The sequence below is a fragment of the Peptoclostridium litorale DSM 5388 genome (assembly GCF_900141635.1).
Lineage (GTDB): Bacteria > Bacillota > Clostridia > Peptostreptococcales > Peptostreptococcaceae > Peptoclostridium > Peptoclostridium litorale.
The window spans coordinates 146,993-169,626 of sequence record NZ_FSRH01000004.1 but is presented as its reverse complement, the minus strand read 5'-3'; the positions used below and the strand labels follow the sequence as shown (position 1 = coordinate 169,626).

The 22,634-nt window shown below is 41.2% G+C and carries 22 protein-coding genes; 4 read left to right on the top strand and 18 right to left on the bottom strand.

Going from position 1 to position 22,634, the window contains the following annotated elements; genetic code table 11:
• Nucleotides 1-7: 7 nt before the first annotated feature.
• From hslO to BUQ87_RS05285, 4 genes are all read right to left on the bottom strand, one after another.
• Entirely contained in the window at nt 8-886 is an 879-nt protein-coding gene (hslO, locus tag BUQ87_RS05300) for an Hsp33 family molecular chaperone HslO (protein ID WP_038263422.1), read from the bottom strand.
• A 172-nt stretch (nt 887-1,058) separates the two neighbouring features.
• Nucleotides 1,059-1,808: a class I SAM-dependent DNA methyltransferase gene (locus tag BUQ87_RS05295; protein ID WP_038263419.1), complete on the bottom strand. Its 750-nt coding sequence runs from the start codon at nt 1,806-1,808 to the stop codon at nt 1,059-1,061.
• A gap of 30 nt (nt 1,809-1,838) precedes the next feature.
• Nucleotides 1,839-2,753 carry a type II CAAX endopeptidase family protein gene (locus BUQ87_RS05290; protein ID WP_038263416.1) on the bottom strand — a complete coding sequence of 305 codons (915 nt, stop codon included), beginning with the start codon at nt 2,751-2,753 and terminating at the stop codon, nt 1,839-1,841.
• 4 nt (nt 2,754-2,757) lie between these two features.
• Nucleotides 2,758-3,897: an amidohydrolase gene (locus BUQ87_RS05285; protein ID WP_038263413.1), complete on the bottom strand. Its 1,140-nt coding sequence runs from the start codon at nt 3,895-3,897 to the stop codon at nt 2,758-2,760.
• Nucleotides 3,898-4,007: 110 nt separating this feature from the next.
• On the opposite strand from BUQ87_RS05285, the gene BUQ87_RS05280 reads away from it, so the two are divergent.
• The 4 genes from BUQ87_RS05280 to dapD are packed head-to-tail and all read left to right on the top strand — an operon-like array spanning nt 4,008 to nt 7,436.
• Complete coding sequence (locus BUQ87_RS05280) at nt 4,008-5,006, top strand: aspartate-semialdehyde dehydrogenase (RefSeq protein WP_038263411.1); 999 nt, start codon at nt 4,008-4,010, stop codon at nt 5,004-5,006.
• A 20-nt stretch (nt 5,007-5,026) separates the two neighbouring features.
• Complete coding sequence (gene dapA, locus BUQ87_RS05275; protein WP_038263410.1) at nt 5,027-5,908, top strand: 4-hydroxy-tetrahydrodipicolinate synthase; 882 nt, start codon at nt 5,027-5,029, stop codon at nt 5,906-5,908.
• A gap of 14 nt (nt 5,909-5,922) precedes the next feature.
• Nucleotides 5,923-6,681, top strand: a complete 759-nt coding sequence (dapB, locus tag BUQ87_RS05270) for a 4-hydroxy-tetrahydrodipicolinate reductase (RefSeq protein ID WP_038263408.1) — start codon at nt 5,923-5,925, stop codon at nt 6,679-6,681.
• A gap of 35 nt (nt 6,682-6,716) precedes the next feature.
• The gene (dapD, locus tag BUQ87_RS05265; RefSeq protein ID WP_143182402.1) at nt 6,717-7,436 is read left to right on the top strand and encodes a 2,3,4,5-tetrahydropyridine-2,6-dicarboxylate N-acetyltransferase; all 720 of its coding nucleotides are present in this window, start codon (nt 6,717-6,719) and stop codon (nt 7,434-7,436) included.
• A gap of 111 nt (nt 7,437-7,547) precedes the next feature.
• On the opposite strand, the gene hpt is transcribed toward dapD, so the two are convergent.
• From hpt to prdR, 14 genes are all read right to left on the bottom strand, one after another.
• Nucleotides 7,548-8,084, bottom strand: a complete 537-nt coding sequence (gene hpt, locus BUQ87_RS05260; protein WP_038263405.1) for a hypoxanthine phosphoribosyltransferase — start codon at nt 8,082-8,084, stop codon at nt 7,548-7,550.
• A 139-nt stretch (nt 8,085-8,223) separates the two neighbouring features.
• Nucleotides 8,224-9,534 carry an L-cysteine desulfidase family protein gene (locus BUQ87_RS05255; protein WP_038263401.1) on the bottom strand — a complete coding sequence of 437 codons (1,311 nt, stop codon included), beginning with the start codon at nt 9,532-9,534 and terminating at the stop codon, nt 8,224-8,226.
• Nucleotides 9,535-9,835: 301 nt separating this feature from the next.
• On the bottom strand, nt 9,836-11,617 hold the full coding sequence (locus BUQ87_RS05250) for a sigma-54 interaction domain-containing protein (RefSeq protein WP_038263398.1): 1,782 nt from the start codon (nt 11,615-11,617) through the stop codon (nt 9,836-9,838).
• A gap of 1 nt (nt 11,618) precedes the next feature.
• The gene (locus tag BUQ87_RS15400; protein ID WP_169738182.1) at nt 11,619-11,759 is read right to left on the bottom strand and encodes a hypothetical protein; all 141 of its coding nucleotides are present in this window, start codon (nt 11,757-11,759) and stop codon (nt 11,619-11,621) included.
• Nucleotides 11,760-11,804: 45 nt separating this feature from the next.
• Nucleotides 11,805-12,383 carry a class I SAM-dependent methyltransferase gene (locus tag BUQ87_RS05245; protein WP_052636010.1) on the bottom strand — a complete coding sequence of 193 codons (579 nt, stop codon included), beginning with the start codon at nt 12,381-12,383 and terminating at the stop codon, nt 11,805-11,807.
• Nucleotides 12,384-12,622: 239 nt separating this feature from the next.
• Nucleotides 12,623-13,504 (bottom strand): sulfite exporter TauE/SafE family protein, encoded by an 882-nt coding sequence (locus BUQ87_RS05240; protein ID WP_038263395.1) that lies wholly within the window; start codon nt 13,502-13,504, stop codon nt 12,623-12,625.
• Between the two features lie 107 nt (nt 13,505-13,611).
• Nucleotides 13,612-14,619 carry a proline racemase gene (locus BUQ87_RS05235; protein WP_038263393.1) on the bottom strand — a complete coding sequence of 336 codons (1,008 nt, stop codon included), beginning with the start codon at nt 14,617-14,619 and terminating at the stop codon, nt 13,612-13,614.
• The gene (locus tag BUQ87_RS05230; protein WP_038263390.1) at nt 14,616-15,092 is read right to left on the bottom strand and encodes a glycine/sarcosine/betaine reductase component B subunit; all 477 of its coding nucleotides are present in this window, start codon (nt 15,090-15,092) and stop codon (nt 14,616-14,618) included. Before BUQ87_RS05230 ends, BUQ87_RS05235 begins: the two co-directional genes overlap by 4 nt.
• 12 nt (nt 15,093-15,104) lie before the next feature.
• The gene (prdD, locus tag BUQ87_RS05225; protein WP_038263389.1) at nt 15,105-15,866 is read right to left on the bottom strand and encodes a proline reductase cluster protein PrdD; all 762 of its coding nucleotides are present in this window, start codon (nt 15,864-15,866) and stop codon (nt 15,105-15,107) included.
• A 75-nt stretch (nt 15,867-15,941) separates the two neighbouring features.
• Nucleotides 15,942-16,667, bottom strand: coding sequence for a D-proline reductase (dithiol) protein PrdB (gene prdB, locus BUQ87_RS14950; RefSeq protein WP_077216492.1), 726 nt, complete (start codon nt 16,665-16,667; stop codon nt 15,942-15,944).
• 32 nt (nt 16,668-16,699) lie between these two features.
• A complete protein-coding gene (locus BUQ87_RS05210; RefSeq protein ID WP_038263381.1) occupies nt 16,700-16,969 on the bottom strand; it encodes a CBO2463/CBO2479 domain-containing protein in 270 nt (89 codons plus the stop codon).
• Nucleotides 16,970-16,988: 19 nt separating this feature from the next.
• A complete protein-coding gene (gene prdA / locus BUQ87_RS05205) occupies nt 16,989-18,872 on the bottom strand; it encodes a D-proline reductase (dithiol) proprotein PrdA (protein ID WP_038263378.1) in 1,884 nt (627 codons plus the stop codon).
• An 82-nt stretch (nt 18,873-18,954) separates the two neighbouring features.
• Nucleotides 18,955-20,244 carry a proline reductase-associated electron transfer protein PrdC gene (prdC, locus tag BUQ87_RS05200; RefSeq protein ID WP_278309037.1) on the bottom strand — a complete coding sequence of 430 codons (1,290 nt, stop codon included), beginning with the start codon at nt 20,242-20,244 and terminating at the stop codon, nt 18,955-18,957.
• A 386-nt stretch (nt 20,245-20,630) separates the two neighbouring features.
• Nucleotides 20,631-22,373 (bottom strand): sigma-54 dependent transcriptional regulator PrdR, encoded by a 1,743-nt coding sequence (gene prdR / locus BUQ87_RS05195; RefSeq protein WP_038263371.1) that lies wholly within the window; start codon nt 22,371-22,373, stop codon nt 20,631-20,633.
• Nucleotides 22,374-22,634 lie beyond the last annotated feature (261 nt).

Here is a 22,634-nt window from a genome sequence, read left to right as displayed (position 1 = left end):
TCACCCTCTACATATTTTTCTTAAGCTCTTCAAGATCTTCCCTTGTGAAGTTGTACTTGGAATTGCAAAAATGGCATACAAGCTCCGCTCCGTTGTCTTCGTTTATAAGCTTGTCGAAATCTTCCTCTCCTATTGTCACAAGAGCCTTTTCAAACTTCTCCCTGCTGCAATCGCATTCAAAGTCGACCTCATCCTTTTGAAGCACTTTAGGGCTTAGTCCGTCAAATACCATGTTCATTATATCTTCAGGCATATTTCCATCTTCTATTAAAGCCGTTATGTTTTTCATGGATACAAGGTTTTGCTCAAGTCTCGACACGATCTCTTCGTCTGCATCAGGCATAAGCTGGACTATGAATCCTCCCGCAGCCTTTACGGAAGAGTCTTTTTCTATAAGCACTCCAAGAGATACAGCAGAAGGCTGCTGCTCCGAATACGCATAGTAATGAGTAAGATCCTGCGCAATCTCACCGTTGAAAAGATCGTTCTGTCCTATATAGGGCTCTTTCATGCCGAGGTCCCTCATAACGCTTATCTTTCCGTCTATTCCAACAGCTCCGCCGACATCGAGCTTTCCGTCTTCTTTAAGCGGAACATCCACAGAAGGGTTTGATATATAGCCCTTTACCATACCTTTTGAATTCGAAACCGCAACTACAGAACCAGCCGGGCCTCCTCCCATGACCTGAAGAGTCAGCTTGTCCTTGTCGCCCTTCATCATAAGGCCCATTATGCTTGCCGCAGTTATAACCCTTCCAAGGGCTGCAGTTGCAACCGGAGACGCTTCATGTATAGTTCTCGCCTTTTCAACCATTTCAGTTGTAACCGCGAAAAATCCCCTTATATTGTTGTCTGCCGCCGATGTTCTTATTACATAATTACTCATTGATTATTTCTCCCTTCAAATTCCTCTTTACTTATAGTTGTTATTTTGCCACTTTATATTATAGTGTTATTCTTATGCTTTTTCCTTTGTTTACAGATCATTCTATAGATCGGAATGAGATTCAATCAGTCCCAAAGCGTAAGGCGTCCGACAGGTTTATACCTCGCATGCCCTACTTGACAGCTGCAAAAAACACTCTCTCGGACATTCCATTGTCCTCTTCAAAGCTGAATTCAGACAGTGCTTTTGAGCATTTGAATCCTGCGCTTTGAAGCATTTTTAAAATTTCCTCATTTTCATATACCCTTTGAACGTGCAGTTCGTCAAATCTCCTGTAAAGGCCACTATTCTCCCTCACAAAAAATGTAAGCTCCATATCAACCGTTTTTAAGTCCTCGTCATAATAGTTTTCCCATATATACGCCGTATCCTCGTCAACATGGGTGAATGTGGACTGTGATATTATATTTTTAAGCTTATGGCTGGAGCTTATGTCGAATATGAACGTTCCGCCTTTTGGAAGCATATTGTATACCTTTTCAAAAATAGAGCCTAGAGAGTTTTCATCTGTTATATAGTTGAATCCATCACATGCGCATATTACGCACTGGGCTCTCACAGCATCGTACTCAAAGTCTTTCATATCCGATTGAACAAGGCTTATTTCGAGCCTTTTCCCTTCCAGTTTGCCCTTTGCAATGCAAAGCATGTCTTCGGAAATGTCCATCCCTGTGACAGAGTATCCCTTTTGCGCCATTGGAATGGTTATATTCCCGGTGCCGCATGCAAGCTCGAGTATGTTTTCCACATCTATTCCAGAAAACTCATTTATGAGTGCTTCAATGTAGTCCGACCACATTTCGTAGTCGACATCCCCCATAAGCTCATCGTAAATATTTGCAAATTCTCCGTAGCAGTCCATACAGTCCTCCAAAATCCAAAATTTTAATGCCTAAATTATTACTGATGTGATATACAGATATAGCATAATGCACACAATCACAGGCATAAAAGCCATTACGTCCCCAAATGGCACAAGGCTTTTTTCCTCGCCTTGTATTATGGCGTCCATGCCATAGTCCCTCGCCAGGCTTTCCATAAGCTTTTTAAGGAGCGCAAGGCAAATCATGGCAATACCCGCTAAAAATGCGACTTGAATTAAGAGTACGTACGCATATGGTATTTTATCCAGCATTTCCTGGGTGTTTTGAGCAGAGTCTCCCGAGTTTTTAAGCGCCCAAAACCCTAGGGTCGACGCTATGGAATTGTTGAGTGCGTGGCATATCACAGCGGGCCATATGGATTTTGTAATGACAGTTACATATCCAAATACAACCCCGAGAATTAGGGGCCCTGCAAAATTATATATGTTGTAGTGAAAAAGTGCAAATAAAAATCCTGTGAAAAGGATGGAGTTTCTTATCCCAAGTTCTCTGTTCATGCTGAGGAAAAAGCCGCGAAATAGGATTTCCTCGCATATTCCTGGAAGTATTCCGATGATAGCTATATAGAGGATATACTGCGAAAGATCAGATGCTATTGGAACCTGTGGAATATCAGGCTGCTTGAACATGCTGAGTATGGTTATCACAACTACATTTCCAAACACAGCTATTGGATATGTCAAAAGGGTGATTCCTACGGCCTTAAACAGCGTAGATGGCTTGAATTTTCTGATTTTCAAAAACAGCTTGGCTGTAGAATCCTTGTAAATGTTCGCAAATACCACTGCTGGCAGAAGTACTATCAAAATCTCAGTGAGAACTATGCCTCTGTTTAAGTCGTCCCTTTGAAACTCGCCCCCCATGGTCACGAACACCAGCGAAAGCAGCAAAAATACCATGTTTGAAGCCATAACTTTTTTCATTATGTTAAATAATCACCCCTTTATAGTCCAAAAGCCTAGCATAAAATTCTATTCCATATAAAAGGGCTCTTTCGTCCATGTCGAATCCTGTATTGTGAAGGCTCTTTGTAAATCCCTTCTCCTCGTTCCTTGATCCCAGCATGAAAAACAGACCCGGAATACTTCTTTGATAGTACGAAAAGTCTTCTGCTATCATAAGCGGCTCTAGAATTTTTATATTCTCTTCGCCAACGGCGTTTTTAAACTCCTCAAACAGTCTCTGGTCATTATATACAGGCGGGTAGTCGTCTCTTATCTCAACCTCCACACTGCATCCGTATGTCTGCTCGAATCCCTTCGAAATCTCCCTTATCCTGCTCTTTATCTTTTCATACACATTTTCCTTGAAAGCCCTTATGGTTCCCTCAAGCCTTACATTCCCGCTTATTATGTTCCTCCTGCTTCCGCCTTCGATCTTTCCTATTGTAAGCACACCCTCGTCAAGAGGCCTTATGTTCCTTGATATTATGCTTTGGAGCGCCACTATATAGTTTGCCGCTATTACAACTGAGTCGTTTGCATCCTGAGGCATGGCTCCGTGTCCGCTCTTTCCTATTATGTCGATGTCGACCTCTCCAGCGCCCGAAAGAAAGTGCATGGGTCTTACCCCTGCATACCCTTCCTCTATTTCAGGATACATGTGAAGCCCGAATATCTCGTCTATGCCGTATTTTTCAACAAGACCTTTTTCCAGAAGTGGCTTTGCCCCGCCCGGAGCTTCTTCTGCTGGCTGGAATACAAATACAATATTATCGGCAAGGCTTTCTCTCTTTTTTACCACATATTCTATAAGCCCTAGTAGGACGCTCATATGCCCGTCATGTCCGCAAAGGTGTTTTACGGTTCCATCACCCGTATTGAGCCCGTCAATGTCTGCCCTAAATGCAATAGTCTTTTCCCCTTTGCTTCCATTTATAACGCCAGTCACAGAAGTCTCCATGAGCTCGTCGTACTCGACATTCAGTCCTTCTAAAACAGACTTTATGTATTTTGAAGTCTCATATTCGCGAAGCCCAATCTCCGCAATTGAGCTCAGCTTTTTTCTGTGTTCTGAAACCGTCTCAAAAAGCTCCTTTACATCTTCCCTTAAATCGCCAAACTTCATATAAAATCACCTCTATGTAAAAATATTTTCTTTCACGCGTTAAATTGTTGAATATATTCATGTTTAGTGTTAATATTGTATAAACTTTAGACTTAATGGGGGGTATCACAATGAAAAAACTAAATGTAGCAATTGTCGGAGTTACCGGCAACGTTGGAAGAACGTTCTTGAAGGTATTAGAGGAAAGAAATTTTCCTGTAGATAAATTATACCCTATGGCTTCAAAAAAATCTGCAGGAAATAAGATTAATTTCCAAGGGCAGGAATGGGAAGTCGAAGAGTTGAATGAAAATTCTTTCGATAAAGACATAGATATAGCACTTTTCTCTGCAGGCGGCTCTATAAGCGAAAAATACGCGCCTATAGCAAAGGAAAATGGCGTAATAGTAATAGATAACAGCAGCGCGTGGAGAATGGACGAGAATGTCCCTCTTGTTGTTCCTGAGGTGAACCCTGAAGACGTCAAGAAGCACAACGGAATAATAGCCAATCCTAACTGCTCTACAATACAGGCCGTAGTTGCTCTTAAGCCTCTTCATGACGCCTTTGGAATAAAGAGAATAGTTTATTCTACTTATCAGGCTGTTTCAGGCTCTGGCGTTAAGGGAATAAAAGACTTAGAAGAGGGTATAAAGGGCAACAAAAACGAACTTTATCCTCACCCTATAGCATACAACTGCCTCCCTCACATAGATGTATTCCTTGAAAACGGATACACTAAGGAAGAGATGAAAATGGTTCTTGAAACACAAAAAATTCTCGGAGACGATTCACTAAGAATAACTGCAACAGCTGTAAGGGTTCCCGTTTTAAACGGACACAGCGAATCTGTAAACGTAGAATTCAAAAATCCATTTGAGCTTGACAAGGTTCGTGAAATACTTGAAAATGCGCAGGGAGTTGTCGTAGTAGATGACCTTGCAAACAACAAGTACCCTCTTGCAATAGATGCTGCAGGCAAAGATGAAGTCTACGTAGGAAGAATAAGAAGGGATTTCAGCCTTGAAAACGGTCTTAATCTTTGGGTAGTAGCCGACAATATAAGAAAAGGCGCTGCTACAAACACAGTTCAAATTGCCGAACTGCTGATTCAGTACAATCTAATTTAATTTCGAAAGGATGATAGCATATGATATTCAAAGGTTCTGGAGTTGCCATAGTTACACCTTTTAAAGACGGAAAAGTTGATTTTGCAAAGCTTGAGGAACTTGTAGACTGGCAGATAAAAGAAGGAACTGACGCCATAGTTGTTGCAGGTACTACAGGCGAAGCTTCAACAATGAATGACAATGACCATCTTGCAGCGATAAAATGCGTCATAGACAAGGTAAACAAAAGGGTTCCTGTAATAGCGGGAACTGGCTCTAACGACACTCACCATGCAATAGAGCTGAGCCAGGAAGCTGAAAGACTGGGCGCGGACGGACTTTTGCTAGTCACTCCTTATTACAACAAGGCTACTCAAAAGGGCCTTATAATACACTACAAAGCAATAGCTGAAAGTGTTGACATACCTATAATACTTTACAACGTTCCAGGAAGAACAGGCGTAAACATACTTCCTAAGACAGCACTTGAACTTTCAAAAGTTAAAAACATAGTTGCCATGAAAGAGGCTTCTGGAGACATATCTCAAATAGCAAAACTTGCAAGCATAGTTCCTGAAGACTTTGCTATATACTCAGGCAACGACGACCAGATAGTGCCTATACTTTCACTTGGAGGCATAGGAGTAATATCAGTGGTTGCAAACATATGTCCAAAAGACACTCACGACATGGTAATGAAATACCTTGAAGGCGATGTTAAGGCTTCTACAAAGCTTCAGCTTGACATGAAATCCCTTATAGACGCGCTTTTCATAGAGGTGAATCCTATACCTGTGAAGACGGCTCTTAACGTTTTAGGCTTTGACGTTGGCGAGCTTAGGCTTCCTCTTTGCGAGATGGAGCCTTCAAACCTTGAAGTACTTAAAAAAGAGCTTAAAAACTACGGTTTTGAAGTTAAATAATAAGGAGGACTCTAATGCTTAATGTAATAATAAATGGAGCCCTCGGAAAAATGGGCAAGGTCCTTATCCAATCCGTGGAAGATAACCCCGGAATTTCACTTGCCGGAGCTGTCGACAAGGGTGCCGAAAACCTTTCAGAAAAGCCTGAGTGGCTTTACAGCTCTGTGTCTGACATAGAAGGTCCTGTAGATGCGGTTGTTGACTTTTCAAGACCCGAAGCCCTTCCAGAACTTGTAGGCTACTGCAAGGAAAAAGGCTGCGCTCTTGTTCTAGCGACTACCGGATATTCAGATGACGAACTCCAGATGATAAACGACGCTTCAAAGGACATAGCTGTTTTCCATTCATACAACATGTCCCTTGGAGTGAATCTTATGCTCAGCCTTGTGAGCCAGGCTGCAAAGGCCCTTTCAGAGTTTGACATTGAAATAGTTGAAAAGCACCATAATGAAAAAGTTGACGCGCCTAGCGGAACTGCTATAATGATTGCTAATGCAATCAATGAGGCTCTTGAAAATTCGATGCAGATGAACTATGGAAGATACGGTAACGACTGTAAGCGTAATGAAAAAGAGATAGGCATACACGCAGTGAGAGGTGGCACAATAGTTGGGGAACATACTGCGATTTTTGCCGGCAAGGACGAAATTGTGGAAGTAAACCACATGGCACTTTCAAAGAAAATATTTGCCGAAGGCGCCCTAAAGGCCGCTCAGTTCATGAGTGGAAAATCTAGCGGCTATTACAACATGCAAGATTTATTCAAATCATAGATTTATTCAAAGTATAAATGGAGGTTTTAATTTTTATGAAGAAAATGACAGATGCATATGAAATTGCAAAGTACATCAAAGAAGTTAAAAAGAAGACGCCTGTAAAGGTATACATGAACGCAGACTTTGACGCTTATGCTCTAAAGGAAAAATACAGCGAGCTTAAGGTGTTTGGAAATGACGGTTCATTCATACTTGTTGGCGACTATGAAGATGTAAAGGTAATCCTTTCAGAAAACGAAGCCAGCATAAGCGACTATCACATGGAGCATGACAGAAGAAATTCTGCAATACCTATGTTCAACAAGCTTAGCTCTTCTGCTAGAATAGAGCCTGGCGCTATAATAAGAGACATGGTTTCAATAGCCGACAAAGTTGTAGTAATGATGGGTGCGGTTATAAACATAGGTTCTGAAATAGGCGAAGGTTCTATGATAGACATGAACGCCGTACTTGGAGCTAGAGCCATGATAGGAAAGAACGTTCACGTTGGGGCTGGAACAGTCGTTGCCGGTGTTCTTGAGCCGCCTTCAGCCACTCCTGTAATAGTTGAAGATGACGTAATGATAGGTGCAAACGCCGTAATACTTGAAGGCGTTAAAGTTGGAAAAGGCGCAGTAGTTGCTGCCGGAGCAATAGTTACAAAAGACGTTCCTGAGGGAAGCGTTGTTGCCGGATCACCTGCAAAGGTAATAAAGATGAAGGATGAAAAGACTTCTGAAAAGACACAGCTTATGGACGACCTCAGAGGATAATAACTTCGAATCAGACCTTTAATCAATAATAAAGAGCTGGAATTTCAATTCATGCCGAATTGAAATTCCAGCTCTTTATCTATTTATTGCAGGTTATGTATTTGCACACTATTACATCTCTTCGTCTGTAACTGCAAAAACGTAAGGAACATTTCTGTAGTAGTCTCCATAGTTAAGACCGTATCCAACCACAAATTTGTCCTCTATTGTAAAACCTACATAGTCAGGCTTTAGGTCTACCTGCCTTCTGCTAGGCTTGTCCAAAAGCACACAAGACTTTACGCTTGCAGGATTTTTTCCCTGAAGATTCTCCATAACGCATTTCATAGTAAGGCCCGAGTCAGTTATATCGTCAACCACAAGTATGTCATAACCTTCTATATCATCAGATATTCCAGACATTTTAACCTTGCCGCTGCTTTCAAAATCATCTCCGTAGCTCGATGTAGTCATAAAGCCCAGTTTAACCTTAGTGTCTATGCTTCTCACAAGGTCAGATGCAAATATGAAGCTTCCTTTCAAAAGCGATATCACATATAGCTTTTTACCTTCATAATCTTTAGTAAGTTGCTTTCCAAGTTCTTCTACCCTGCTTTGTATGTCTTCCTTCGAACAGAGTATTTCCCATTTTCTTTTTTCTATATCCATTTCTTACCTCCACTACGGATTCTTTTATATTGCTCCACTCAAATAAAAACTCTGTTGAGTATACGGCTGAAAAGCATATATTCAACAGAGCCTATATGAGGTTAATTTTAATTTAAAACTTCCATTTTGTCAATAAGTCCTATACAAGTACCCCTTTATTTTTGTTCATGCCGTCCATAACATCAACTATGACATCGTCAGTTATTCTCATGCCCCTGCCGCTGACTTCTCCCAGGTTCCTTATGCTCTGCTCTACAGTCTCTCCAACTATTCCATTAAGCTTTGGAACAATCGAGCCGTATTTCACATTTATTGCACTTTGCATTGCTGCAGCTGCCGCGCTTGAAAGCTTGTATGCACAACCCGCCTTAGCTCCGTCGCATACCATTCCGCTGAGGTTTGCAATCATGTTGTTTATAGCACCTTCAACCCCGTCATATCCAAGACCCATAAGCCATGTTATAGCAGCTGCCGATCCCACCGATGCCGCAACTCCGCATCCGCATACAGCAGAAAGCCTTCCCGTGTAATTTTTCACATAAGATATTACAAGATGGCTTATTGCAAGGGCCTTTGCAAGCCTGTCATCACTCTGAGGATACTTGTCATTATAAACAGCTATCGGAAGTATTGCCGTAAGGCCGTGATTACCGCTTCCATTCGAGCTCATAACAGACATTTTCACTCCCGACATTCTGGCATCGGATGCAGCCGCAGTTACCATCATAGACATGTTTATAAGGTCAGCTGATATGAATCCATCTTCAATTGCCTTTTTAAGGCTATATCCAACACCCGCTCCAAGCTTTTGATAAAGACCCTTTTCCGCCATCTTCTTGTTCATGCTTATTCCCTCAATAAGGAATTCTATCTCCTTAAGCTCAAACTTCTCCACTGTCTCTATTAGCTGCCTTATGCTCAGTGACACTACAGGGCTCTCTTCTCCTTCTGATGCAGAGCCTGCTGCATTACTCATGCAAGTGTTCAAAATAGTCTCGTCATCCTTTTTGATAAGTATGAAATTGTCGTGCTTTGTGCTTATTACAGCCTCCGATGTACCGTATTCACTTTTTAGAACAACCCTTGTAAATATCCTGTCCCCTTCTTTAAGCGGAGAAATGTTTATGAATCCTTCGTCTACAAGTCTTTGCGCCTCATCTAATTGGGTTTCTTTCACACTTTCCAAAACATCAAGCCCAAGACCCGAATCTCCGCCCAAAAGCCCCATTGCAGCAGCTATTTCAAGTCCGACCTTGCCGTTGCTTCCCGGAATTCCAACTCCCATTCCATTTTTATATATGTTCGCACTCACCTCTATGCTGCACTCCTTGCACTCATGCCCTAGGACCTCTCTCGCCCTGGCAACTGCAAGCGCAACCGCTCCAGGCTCTGTGCACCCGAGCGCCGGTTTTACCTCAGATTTTAAAAGCTGTATCAAAACATCCTTCATATTAATCCCTCCAATAATCGCATCCCAGCAATATTATGATATTGTATATAAGAGCAATTATCGGGCCAGTTTAACCATTGCAAGCCATAAAATTTATATGTATTTAGAATCCATCCCAACACATATTGTATTCCAATACTTACATGATATTATGTTTTATTTTTAGACTTGTGTTTTTTTCGACTTTTCAAATCATTTTCAAATATACATTCATTTTTTTCTCAAAACAACACAAAAAAGTCTCAAAACGATACTTTGTATCATTTTGAGACTTAATTATAGAAAATTTTCACAGCATACTTTATATGCCGTACTCCTTTATTTTCCTGTAAAGTGTTGCCCTTGAAATTCCAAGTGCCTTTGCCGCCTTTTCCTTGCCTGACTTGTACTGCTCGAACCTGTCAAGCGCCTTGATTATCTCATCTTTTTCCATCTTCGCAAGCGGCCTTATTTCTTCACGATTCGCGCGCTTTTCACCTTCACCGTACTCGTCCGTTCCGCCTGAGAGTATCCTTTCCGGAATGTCTTCAAGAGCTATCTTTCCAGATGTATTCATATTTACGCTGTACTCTATGACATTTTGAAGCTCCCTTACATTTCCAGGCCAGCTGTATTCACATATCACTTCGAGTGCGTCGGGTTCAATTCCTCTTACATTTTTGAGAAGCTTCTCCGAGCACTCATTTATTATGTTTTCAACCAGCAACGGCACGTCCTCTTTCCTGTCCTCAAGAGAGGGTACATTTATAGGAATTACATTGAGCCTGTAGTACAGGTCGTCCCTGAACTCTCCAAGCTTTACCATTCTCCCAAGATCCTTGTTTGTGGCCGCTATTATCCTGACATCCACAGGTATATTATAGTCAGATCCTATTTTCTCTATTTTTCTCTCCTGAAGGACCCTTAGAAGCTTTGCCTGAAGGTGAAGGCTCATATCCCCAATTTCGTCTAGAAAAATAGTCCCCTTGTCGGCAAGTTCGAATTTGCCCATTTTACCGCCTTTTTTCGCGCCTGTAAATGCCCCCTCCTCATATCCGAAGAGCTCGCTTTCCAAAAGAGCCTCCGGAATAGCCGCACAGTTTATGGCGATAAACGGATAACCCCTTCTAAGGCTGCTGTTGTGTATGGAGCGTGCAAACAATTCCTTTCCCGTTCCGCTATCCCCAGTTATCAGTATTGTAGATGAAGATACCGACGCTATTTTAGCCTTTTCCTTTACCCTTTGAATCTCCCTGCTGTTTCCAACTATATCGTCGAATGTTATATTGTCTTCGAATGTAGCTATCTCGTTAAAGTCCTTTATTATGGACCTTGTGTCCAAGAAGTCAAATACAAAGCCTTCTACATTGTCCTCGAGTATTATAGGGTTTATATTGTATATACCTCTGAATGAGTACATACCTTTTTTATATATGAAATTGGTGCTCCTTTGCCTCTCCCTTATGTCCAGTATCTCGTCAATTTTTATGAAGTCAAGAATGTCAAATATGCTCTTTCCCTCTATGCCATCATCGAGTTTGAATGCATGGATGAATTTTTGATTCCACCTGTCTATCTTTCCCTTTGAATCGACTGAGACAACCGCCTTGTCCATATTGTTGAGAAGGGTTTGAAGCCTTTTGGCCTCTACCTTAAGCTCCACTGTCTTTTTTTCGGCCTTGAGCTTGCTTGATATAAGCTCCGACATCCTGTTTACAAAGTCGAGAAGCTGCTTTTTATTCTCAACCATTCTGCCCTTTTGCTCTTCGTCAAATGCTATAAGGCCTATCACCCCAACTGCGTGCTCTCCCAGCATTATAGGACAGCACACTTCCCCCCATTCGCTGCATTCTCCCTTCATGCTGCACTGCTTGCATATGTCGTCAATTCTGGGGTTTTCTATTATAAAGCTTTCGCCTGTATGTCTTGCTATCCCAAATGCAGACAAATCGCTTATCTGCTCGCCTATATTCTTTACATAGCTTCCTGTGCCTGCAATCCTGACAAGGTTCTCATCAACTATGGTGACGTCGATTTTAAGCGCTGATGATATTGCATGGGCAATATTTTGAATATCTTTTTTTATGCAGTTTAAATCCACCATATCATCTGTCCTTTGTATTTATTCCAGTCAAAATGTTTTTTATATCCTTCAAATGAAGCAGTATATTATTTAATGTATGCTGAATTGTCCCGAGTATTATAAATAGTATTATAGCTGCAACAATCTGATAGTTTATTTTCATCTTCCACCTCCATGTACGTAAAAAAGACTAGAAAAATTCTAGTCTTCAATTGAGTTTTTTTCCAATATATATATATTTGTTTTTTTCGACATACTTGAAAGCGCCTGCAAGGCCTATTTGTTCAAATCGCTTTTGAATTTCATGAGGGTAATAGAAAATGCACTTGAACCCCAAAATCTTTTTTGTAACCATAAACAGCTTCATGAGTATGCTCTTTGGGTCTTTTTCTTCAATTATAAGCTTTCCATCTATTTTTAATACCCTATATATTTCCCTTAACACTTTTTTTTCATTTTCAAAACTGTTGAAATGATTTAAAAATATTATCTTGTCAAACAAATCCTCTCTGAACGGCATATGCTCTATGTTCCCGTCGACTATGCTGCAGTTGCAGTTCTTTACAATAGCAGACATGTGGTCTTCTTGGGCGTTTTCAAATATTATTACATCCGCCCCAGCTTTTTTGAGATATTTTCCGTAGTGAGAAACATCTCCTACAAGCAGTATTTTCTCCCCCGGATAAGGCTGTATAAAGCCCATGAAATTACCTATGTTCTCCCTGCCTCTGCACGGGCATATGCTTTTTATAGATTGACTACAATTACTTGAAATAACCCTTTCCAAGGAAATCACCTTCTACCTTTTTTAATCCCCTGCCAATATGCATATTATATGGCATTTTCTCCAATCTATCAATACAGACAAAAAAAATTTTACATTATTTTTATATGAGTAGTTTTTACGCACTATTTAAAATACATATTATTGCTGTTTTGAGGTTCGAATTTCAAAAAATCAAACACCCCTTTGCTTCTGTCAAAGGGGCACTTGAGAAAGTATATGAAATTTTATATGAAAATTTACTATCCAGCAATCTTTTCAATAAGGTCTTTTGATTTTTTAGCGGCTCTAAGCATTGTAATCGAAGTGTACAGTATGACACATATTACCAGCCATCTCAATATTTCAAGAGGGAGCGTCTTAACTATATAGGCAGCTATCAAAACCCCTATTACTCCGCCTATTGTTATACCCATGGAAGCCCTTTTGTCATACGCCTCCTCTTTGACGAATTTCATTGAAGCCACAGGCATAAGGAATGCGCAAGAACCCATCATTATAGGGAATGCAACCTTAGGAGACATTCCAAGGAAGTATACAAGAGCCATACATGGAGCGTAAAGACCTATTCCCGCAGTCATCAGAGCTCCAAGTACAAAGTTTCCTATAACCGCGATCATAAGTCTTGAACCGGTAAGACCTATGGCGTCGCCTCCGCCCGGCATCCACTGCATTTGTCCTGCAAGCATTAGAAATGCCGTTGCAAACAGTGCCACTCCCATTGTGAGCTGCACCTTTTTTTCAGGAAGCTTTGCCACTATACCTGCTCCCACATACGCTCCTATTGTAGCCGCAGCCAGCATTGAAAGAAGTGTTACAGTTTCAACCTCTATTACGGTCATGAATATGAACGCCTCAAGCACAACAGGCACTGTACAAGAAACGTTGAGTGTTCCTGGAAGAACTCTGTCGTGAACCTGCTTGAATCCCTTGAGCATCGCTGTCAGCGGTGCAAATGATCCTATTCCGAGAGTATCGAAAAAGTTTGCCACAAAACCTATTGTAGTGACCTTTCCCCAAGAATTTTCCTCAAGATTTTCTTTATTGTTCATGAAATCCTTTACGAATACAGCTGCAAACCAAATCGTCAAAAAGCCCAAAACACCTAGAACTATCTTTATCATAAGGTTTCCCTCCCATACAGGTTTATATTTCATACAAGCTTACATCTGTTCAGTTTTTTAATTATCATAAAATTAACAAATAAAACCGCGCCTGCTGTAAAAGCAGGCTATTTTAAAATAAATCCGTATTTCACCGGGTCTTTTTCATCAAACACAAAGTGGTTGAATCCAGTAATATATGCGGATCCAGTTATCTTTGGAACTACTGCGTCAAATTCTCCTACCTTGGTGGTATCAATTATTTCACCCCTGAATAGAGTTCCCAGTATGCTCTCGTATACAAAAGGTTCTCCTTCTTTTATCTTGCCTTTAGAGTAAAGAGTTGCAAGTTTAGCGCTTGTTCCGGTTCCGCATGGAGATCTGTCCACCTGCCCCTGGCCGAATATTACTACATTTTTATAGTTTGCCTGAGGGTTTGTAGGCTTGTCATATATTTCAACAAGGTCCACAGTTTTTATGTGTTCAAGTGTAGGGTGCTTTATCTCAACAGTTTCGTTAACTATGTCCCTTATTAAAAGTGCAATCCTTGTAAGCTCTTGTACATTTTCAGGCTTTACATCTATGCCTATTTCATTTGCACTCACTATTGCAAAAAAGCTTCCTCCAAACGATATGTCCAGCTTTACATTTCCTATGCCGGGGACTTCTATTTCGACATCCTTTTTATAGTGAAAAGCCGGTACGTTCTTGAATGAGACCTCTGTAACCTTCCTGTTTTCAACCTTTGCCGTTGCTCTTATAAGCCCTGCCGGAGCTTCCAAAACCACGTTTGAATACGGTTCTTCCATCTCTACCATTCCGGTCTCAAGAGCAACTGTTACAGCTCCTATGGTTCCATGTCCACACATATTGAGGTATCCGCCGCCGTCCATGAATATTATTCCAATGTCGGCCTCTTCGCTTGTCGGTGCAGTGACTATGGATCCGAACATGTCATTATGTCCCCTTGGCTCCAGCATTATTCCAGTCCTTATGTGATCCATTTCATCTTCAAGATAAGCCTTTTTTTCTGCCATTGTCTTTCCAGGTATGTTTGGAACTCCGCCTGTAACTATACGTGTAGGCTCTCCCATAGTATGTGAATCTACCGCTTGAATGCTTCTTTGAAATTTCATATGCCCCGTTCCTCCTTTTTCATCTTTAGCTTCAATAGCGCCAAAGCCTTTTTGGCATCCAAATAGGCCATATTGTTTTCTCCTACAACCTGCGTCTCAATCCCTGCATCAGACTTATTTATGTCTACAACTGTGTCCATATACTTGTTTTCCACTACAAATTGGGCCTGCGTTCCAATAAAGCTCATTCCTACGACAGGAATGTCCCTCTTTCCTATCTCCTCTATTGTATTTGCAAAATCCACATGAGAGTTTCCCCATCCGTCAACGGATATTATTACTCCATCAGCCCTCATACTCTCTACCCAGGCCGCAGCCCTTTGTCCTACAAAATATTTTTCATTGTTGTCTTGAGGGGTTCCTACTATCAAAATCCCCATAACATCTATATCCTTGTCACATGACACCACTTCAATCAGCGGATCTCTGAAATGATGCAGCGAAGTCTCTTTTGTAGATGGTCCTATCCCCATTTGATCACCGTCCTAAGTAAGCGCCCTTAAGGCTCCATCCCTGTATTCATTCGGAGAAATTATCATAGGCACATTTCCAATATCTATTATGGAAATCCCTCCAGAAAGCCCGCTCGGTTCATTTGGAAAAATATGATTGTCGTACATTGCGCCCTGACCCGCTATTTGCTTTATTACCACTACCTTTTTTGCTCCATATCTTATCCTGTCGAAATACTCATGCGATTCATCCGCTCTCCTGCCGTCCTCATCCTTTAAAATATCTCTAAACTGTTGTATGAATTTATCACATGCTCCAAAAGCTGCAAGTGTAAGCTTTCTGTCAAATGGTATGTCTGATTTCAATGTGACATCAATATGAACTATATAGTCCTCCTTAGAAGGTGTCCCTGCTTTTCCAAGCACTATCTGCCTGCTTAGATTCCCTTCGGATGAACCGAATTCATGCATTTGATTCCCTTTGCTGTCAGCTCCCGTCAGCATCACATACACTCCTGTAAGTGTATGGGTTATTCCTTCTCCGAGCCTTCCGAGAACTTTTGAGGATATGGGGATTATGTCCATTATTGTATTTACATATCTGTCGTGGTCTCCCGGCTTTATTATTTCTATGGACACGTTTTCTATAAGATCGGATTCCGCAGCCATATTATTTGATATTTGTTTATCAATATGCATTATGCCTTTACAAAGCAAGTTCCTGTCTGCAAATTCAACTCCATTTATGTGAAATGCCTTTATTACAAGTCTCCTTAAAATTTTTTCATCATTCATAGCAATCCCCCTGGGATTTTTATTGTTTGCAGCCTCCTCGATTACTGTGGAGGAAGCTGCAAACCTAAAGCATTCCTATATATTTGCCGAATACTCGTATGGAAGAGGCATTATTCTTCCTGGCGTCTGTATTTCCATAAGTTTCGAAAGAGTATCTTTCACTATGCTGTACTGCATTTCCCTATTGTTTGGTTCTCCTGCATTTGCTCCCATAGGCACGAGTGGTGCAACTGCTCTTGGTGAACCGTTTTGTCTAACTACTGGAGGAAGTGCCGCTATTATTATGGTAGGTATTCCAGCTTCCTCTATCGCTCTCTGCACAATCACGGCAGAGCGGTGGCAGGTGCCTCAGCCAGCTGTCAGAAGAACTGCGTCAACTCCCTCTTCCTTTAGCTGCCTTGCTATTTCCGGACCAGTTTCATCCGTGAATTTCTGCTGGTCTCCCCCGCCGCCCATGAATCCAAAGTGTACAGGTGCAATCTCTTTTATAAATCCTTCATCTGCAAGCTCTCTAACCCGGTCTATAGGAAACATGCAGTTGATGTCCCTGTTCACGTCCGCATTGTCATATCCACCGTGAGACACCATCATTTCGCTAGTTGGAACATCTCCAGGTATCATCCTGAAGCTGAAATCTCCAGCCAGGTTAAACCTCTTGTCTTCTTTCAAATGCACACCGGCAGCTGTAGCCAAAGCAACCCTCATTTCCTTGAGTTCTTTAGTTACAGGAGTCCATACTGGTGGAGGTGTTATAGGTACGAATATCTCAGATTGAAGTCCCTTTACTACAGTAAGGCTCATTTATTTTTCCTCGCTTTCTATATGTTTTTGTTTTATGCGTCTTTTTCAAGTTCACGCCTGTGGTTTTCATTTATTATTTTTTCATATTTTTCATTCGGCTCCGGTCCTAAGACCTCAGGATAGCTGAGCAGAAAACCTACCTCCAACCCGAGTTTGAGTTCATAATCACTTATAAGCATTCTCATTGGTATCTTAAACTGCCCTAGTCTTCCTTTCAGGTCAATTGTAACGCTTCCATCCGTTATTCCAACTACTACTCCTTCGTATAATCTCTCTGTGGAAGTATATTTTAATCTGTCCATATTATCCTCCATTCATTTTTTAACGAACTTCTTCTTTTTCGTAAATCTCTCTTCTCTTTTTGCTTTTTTCAAGAACCTGCTCATTTTCAAGAATATCCACTTTCTTTCCTGTCTCTTTTTCTATCATTTCAATATTATTGAGCTTGACATTTGCGTTCCATTTTCTCTCTGCAGGCTTCACTTCTTCTCCCGCCATAACAGCCTTGAGCATGGCAAGTGCTCTTACTGCATCTTCCTCGCATAGAGTGTTGTTTGAGAGTATCTCGTTTTCTATTCCCTGCTTCGACTTGTTGTTGTCTACCATGTATTTCATGTACTCGTTTCCTACAACCAGCGCACCCTGGACTGCGGAGAAGCTGCATCCGACTACAGCGACATCTCTCATTCCTATCTGCTCATGGTGTGATGCAAAGTCTATGTGGTTGTTTCCAAATCCTTCAGTAGTTATTATGGCTCCATCCACATCCATTCCTTCCACCATCATTCCGAGTCTCTTTGAAACGTAGAACTTTTCTGAGTTAACCTGCGGAGATCCTATGAATATTACTCCCGCAAGGTCTATTTCTTCATCTTTCATGGCTTTCATTACAAGCGGCTCTCTCCAGTAGTGCCTTGAATTTTCCTTTGATGCAGGCCCTATGCATGTAAGCGCGTGTATTCCGCCATCGAGAACTTCAAGAGGTGAAAGCATCACAGGGACGTTTCCAAGGTCTACATTCGGCTTTGCTCCTATTGTTCCAACAGGCTCCACAGGGAGTATGAGGTTGTCGTGCATTGCTCCCTGTCCCATTATTTCCTTAACAACCACTACCTTTTTCTTTCCAGGCCTTCTATACTGGACAAGCTCCTCTGTATCTGCAACAGCAACATCCTTAGCTTCTTTGAGCACGTCTCTTATCTCCTGAGTTATTATGTCTGTAGCCTTATGCGCTGCAAGAGGTCCCGGTCTTTCCATATTTGTTCCGGCCTTTACTGTAACCTGTGTCTTTATAAATATGTCCCCGTAGTCTGGCGCCCCAGGTCTTCCCCACATTATATTCTTGTCGAGGTCGCCTTCCGAAGAGCCAAACTCTCCTATTTGTACTCCGTTTTCATCGGTTCCCGTAACCATCATTATTACGCCGTCCAAAACTCTTGTAACTCCTGATCCAAGCTCGCCTTCTTCCTTGACTGCTATAGGCTGGATGTCCATTATAGTCTCACTGTAAGTGTCGTACTTTTCAGGAGTTATTATATCGATTTTCAAATCTGTAACAAGCTCTTCAGATGCTACAGCCTCAGCGCATATGTCTTTTCTAATGTACAAGGTTGTTCCGTATATTCTGGTCTCGTCTGAAAGCTCCACCTTGTCTATCTTGAAATGCTTCTTAACAAGTCTTCTCATTTCCCTTGCTTCTGGAATTTCTGCAGCTGCAGCGGCCTCTGCGAATGAGTCTGCCTGAACACTGTCCAACTGTGCATTTTCTCTACTTATAAATCCCATATTAGACGCCACGCCAATTGGTATTTCAAGATCTATGTTTTTTCCCTCTCCTATGCGTATCTTGACACTTGCTCCTGTGGACATTGGAAACGGTTGTGCTTCAAAAGCCATATCCACCACTTTATGGCTGTCCGCCGCTGCTACTTCGGCAACCTCTTCCCTTATTTCCCTTACCCCTTCAAGCATGTCAGCCGTAAGAGGGGTGAGTGCATCTACTGTCTCCTTCAATTTAGCTCCTAGGACTTCGCCTATCTTGAGGCCATTTGAAGGCATTTCCAAAAGCCCTGAATCTTCAAGGTCTGGCAGTATATTTGGATCTTCAAGATTTGAAGGCTCAATCACAGTACCCGCTTCAAATCTACAACAAGTTACAGCTGGATCGTTTTCATGAGCCTTAGCTGTTTCTGCAGTTATTGACATATCATTTCCTCCTCGTTCTATTTTTGGCAATTTTTTCAAAAGGCCGTGTGAATATACTTTATTCACACAATCGTATGACTATCTATTTTTTTCTTCTGTACAGATTGTGGCCTGACGCTCTAAGGACATGGTCAGTACTGTGGAAAACTTGAACTCCTAACCTAGGAGCTACCTTCATCACTGTGTTAGTTCAGTCTTCGCAAGTTCCTGTTATTATGGCCTGTGCACCATGCTTTTTGAGGTATAAAACAGTTTCAGCCTGTCCCGGACAGGTTCCAGGAAGATCGCATCTATACCTTCCCCTTCCGTCATCAGTCATTCTCTTGCATTTTTTTTCAGCCACTACCTCGGCTCCCATGCTCATTGCTATTTCTTTTAGCCTTTCTTCCTGGGCTCCGCATTCACATGCTATTATTCCCACTTTTTTGTTGTGCTGAGGGAACGGCATAGCAACTAGTATTCCTCCAAGAGTCTTTGTCACAGGCGAGTCTTCGCTTCCCTTCTTTCCTGTGAAAGGACCTCCAAGCACTATCTCCCCATGCGGTTTTACATATCCTCCGCATTTTTCGATATATAAGCCTGCCGGCATTCCCATCGGAACATCAAGAAAAACATGGCCCGTCTTTGCATACCCAACTCTTCCTGCAACTGTTATATCCTTTGTCATAACAGGCATCCTGTCGTCTATTGCCCTTGCTATGTTTTTGAGGGTTTCCACATTTATAACCACTGCTTTCGCTTCTATAGGAAGCTGTCCAGGCTTTAGCTCTACTCCTGTCATCTCCCTTACTATTACTCTTTCATCCCCTGCCGGATACATGTTAGGCAGGAATTTTACATTTATGTTTTTTATGTCCTTGCATGCTTTTGCCATAGACATTGCAGCATCCATATTGATTTTTTTGATGGCAATTATTCCTTGCGAAGCTTTTGTTATCTCCATGGCATATTTTAGACCCCGTACTACTATTTCTGGATTTTCTTCCATTAGCAGTGTATTGTGGCTTAGTATGGGCTCGCATTCTGCCCCATTTGCTATTAGCATCCCTCCGTCTTGAAGATCCGCTTGCAGCTTTATGTGAGTTGGAAATCCTGCTCCGCCAGCTCCTACTACTCCAGCTTCTTTTATAAGCTCCATGTGGTCATCGCTATCGCTTAATTTTACAAATTCATCAGGCTGGTCCTCGAATGCATCTATTTCAATGACATTTTCGCCAACGCTTGCAACCTTTCCATGCACGCTTGAGTGTATGTTGGCTCCCAATCCTTCGACGGCTGCGATAAGCTGTCCTTTTTTAACTTTGCTTCCTTCTTCTACCAAAGGTCTGCACGGACTCCCAACATGCTGTCTTAAGGGTAGAAATATCTTCATCATCTCACCTCCTCCTAAACTTTTTATATTTATGATAAATCTCAAGTATCTAATATCTCTTTACGCAATACTATTAGAGCAATCCCTGTGCCAACTTTTCTGAATCCAGTATAATTTTTTTCTATTTCCCCCATAAACTATTGATATACCTGGATTTATTTTTTCAATAAGTCCGTTTTAGACAATTAATATGTTCTATGGTTTCAATCCATATTTTTATCCTTATGTCAGTTTTTGTACATTCTTGTTTTTGTTTATTATTGATATTTTTTTCTCAACTCTTCCCTCACTCCCGCCTGTTCACTTGCATAAACTCCCTTTTTTCATTGCATATTTTTCCATAAAATAAAAAATGTCAGCGTACCGGCATCGCCGGTACGCTGACATTACATTTTATAGACTTCCATTTTGTAATATAGGGTGCTTCTTGGAATATTTAAGAGCTTTGCAGCCTTGGCTTTGTTGCCATCGGTCATTTCAAGGGCCCTTTTTATTGAATTTTTCTCGAGTTTTTCCATGGCAACTCCCAAATCCAGGGGATACTGATCCTTTATTTCCTTGACTGTTGCATTTTCAATTATATATTCCGGCACTATGGCCATGTCTATGTTATCCTCGCTGTTTAACACTATAAGATGCTCCACTGTATTTTTGAGTTCCCTTATATTTCCCTTCCACTCATAATTTTGAATGAGCCTTATCACATCTTTTTCTATCGTAGGCAAATTTCTTCCGCTCTTTTTGCAAATCTCATTCAGGAAATGTTCAACCAGCATCAATATGTCACCTCTTCGATCTCTCAGCGGCGGCAAATCAATCTCTACCACATTCAGCCTATAGAAGAGGTCTTCCCTGAACTCCCCATTCTCAACCATTTTTTTGAGGTCCTTATGGGTTGCCGATACTATTCTGGCGTCTATTTTTATCCTTTTCTCTCCCCCAACCCTCATTATCTCTTTTTCCTGAAGGACCCTCAGAAGCTTAGCCTGCATATACATGGGCATGTCTCCTATTTCATCCAAAAATATTGTTCCCCCGTTTGCAAGCTCAAATATCCCCATTTTGCCCTTTCTATTGGCGCCTGTGAATGCCCCAGGGTCATATCCAAAAAGCTCACTTTCAAATAACTCTCCCGGTATTGCACTGCAGTTTACCGGTACAAAAAGTCCTTTTTTTTCACTGTGCTCATGTATTGCCCTTGCAAACACTTCTTTTCCAGTGCCGCTTTCTCCTGTTATTATTATGCTCGCATCGCTTTTAGAGACTCTCCTTGCAATCTCTATTCTTTTCATGAGTTTGGGGCTGTTGCCTATTATATTTCCAAAGCTTCCTGAAAACCGCTTTACCTCGTCTTCCAAAAAACTCAATTTAGTCTTGGCGTTTTCAAGTTTTTGAGAAAGCTGCATGACCTCGGTAACATTTCGGTCTGTAGAAACCACCCCCACAAACTCCCCTCCCAAATATATCGGAAGGGCGCTTATGACTATATGCGTATCCTTTCTAGGTGAATGGTATTTATTGTGGATCTCTTTTTTGTTTTTCAGCACCTGTCCTATTGCCGCATCCGGGAAGAAATCCTGTACATTTTTTCCCAGAATATTTTCAACCGGCACCTTGTAGAGCTTTTCCGCATTTTTGTTCCAAATGTTAACTATTCCATCCGCATCCACAACACATATTGCCTCATGTATGCTGTCTATTATGTTTTTTAGCTTTAATCCCGCCTCTTCTATTTTCATATAGAAGAAATCCCTTATGTGCTGCGACCTTACAACTCCGACTATGTCCTCATTTTCTACAATTGGCAAGACCCCTATCGAGTTTTCAAGCATTATGTTCCTGCATTCCTTCAAAGTGTTTTCAGGGTCAGAAGAAATAACGCACTTGTTCATATATGTCTTAACCGGCTGCTCTTTATGATACTTACCTTCATCCTTTATGTTTGATACGTCAGTGAGAGTTAATATTCCAACGATTTGCCCCTTTTCATTTTTTACGAAAATATCCTTTGAATTTTTTCGAAGCATTCTCTCAATGCATTCATTAATGCTCCGGTTCTGGTCTATGACAATAAAATCTGTAGACATGACTTCTCTTGAAAGAACATTTTTCGAACCCAAAATAAACAAATCAATACACCCCTCTTTATTTTTTGTGTTCTGCATAATAATTCAAATATAAATTTTTCCAATGCCATTCATTATACCCATAGAAACCTATTATGAATCTGAACCATTATTTAAATATACCTTAAATTAATCGGTGGCAAATATATATTGAGTTTATCTACTTTTCTTCAGGAGCTTGTTTATCTTTTTGTTTAAGCAATCTGATTTATATGTCAAAAAATCAAAAACCCCTTCGTCAAAAGCAAAGGGGTTACTGATAAA

Coding starts and splice junctions, on each gene's coding strand:
- hslO (WP_038263422.1), bottom strand. CDS start 886: ATGAGTAATTATGTAATAAGAACATCGGCGGCAGACAACAATATAAGG.
- BUQ87_RS05295 (WP_038263419.1), bottom strand. CDS start 1,808: ATGGACTGCTACGGAGAATTTGCAAATATTTACGATGAGCTTATGGGG.
- BUQ87_RS05290 (WP_038263416.1), bottom strand. CDS start 2,753: ATGAAAAAAGTTATGGCTTCAAACATGGTATTTTTGCTGCTTTCGCTG.
- BUQ87_RS05285 (WP_038263413.1), bottom strand. CDS start 3,897: ATGAAGTTTGGCGATTTAAGGGAAGATGTAAAGGAGCTTTTTGAGACG.
- BUQ87_RS05280 (WP_038263411.1), top strand. CDS start 4,008: ATGAAAAAACTAAATGTAGCAATTGTCGGAGTTACCGGCAACGTTGGA.
- dapA (WP_038263410.1), top strand. CDS start 5,027: ATGATATTCAAAGGTTCTGGAGTTGCCATAGTTACACCTTTTAAAGAC.
- dapB (WP_038263408.1), top strand. CDS start 5,923: ATGCTTAATGTAATAATAAATGGAGCCCTCGGAAAAATGGGCAAGGTC.
- dapD (WP_143182402.1), top strand. CDS start 6,717: ATGAAGAAAATGACAGATGCATATGAAATTGCAAAGTACATCAAAGAA.
- hpt (WP_038263405.1), bottom strand. CDS start 8,084: ATGGATATAGAAAAAAGAAAATGGGAAATACTCTGTTCGAAGGAAGAC.
- BUQ87_RS05255 (WP_038263401.1), bottom strand. CDS start 9,534: ATGAAGGATGTTTTGATACAGCTTTTAAAATCTGAGGTAAAACCGGCG.
- BUQ87_RS05250 (WP_038263398.1), bottom strand. CDS start 11,617: ATGGTGGATTTAAACTGCATAAAAAAAGATATTCAAAATATTGCCCAT.
- BUQ87_RS15400 (WP_169738182.1), bottom strand. CDS start 11,759: ATGAAAATAAACTATCAGATTGTTGCAGCTATAATACTATTTATAATA.
- BUQ87_RS05240 (WP_038263395.1), bottom strand. CDS start 13,504: ATGATAAAGATAGTTCTAGGTGTTTTGGGCTTTTTGACGATTTGGTTT.
- BUQ87_RS05235 (WP_038263393.1), bottom strand. CDS start 14,619: ATGAAATTTCAAAGAAGCATTCAAGCGGTAGATTCACATACTATGGGA.
- BUQ87_RS05230 (WP_038263390.1), bottom strand. CDS start 15,092: ATGGGGATAGGACCATCTACAAAAGAGACTTCGCTGCATCATTTCAGA.
- prdD (WP_038263389.1), bottom strand. CDS start 15,866: ATGAATGATGAAAAAATTTTAAGGAGACTTGTAATAAAGGCATTTCAC.
- BUQ87_RS05210 (WP_038263381.1), bottom strand. CDS start 16,969: ATGGACAGATTAAAATATACTTCCACAGAGAGATTATACGAAGGAGTA.
- prdA (WP_038263378.1), bottom strand. CDS start 18,872: ATGTCAATAACTGCAGAAACAGCTAAGGCTCATGAAAACGATCCAGCT.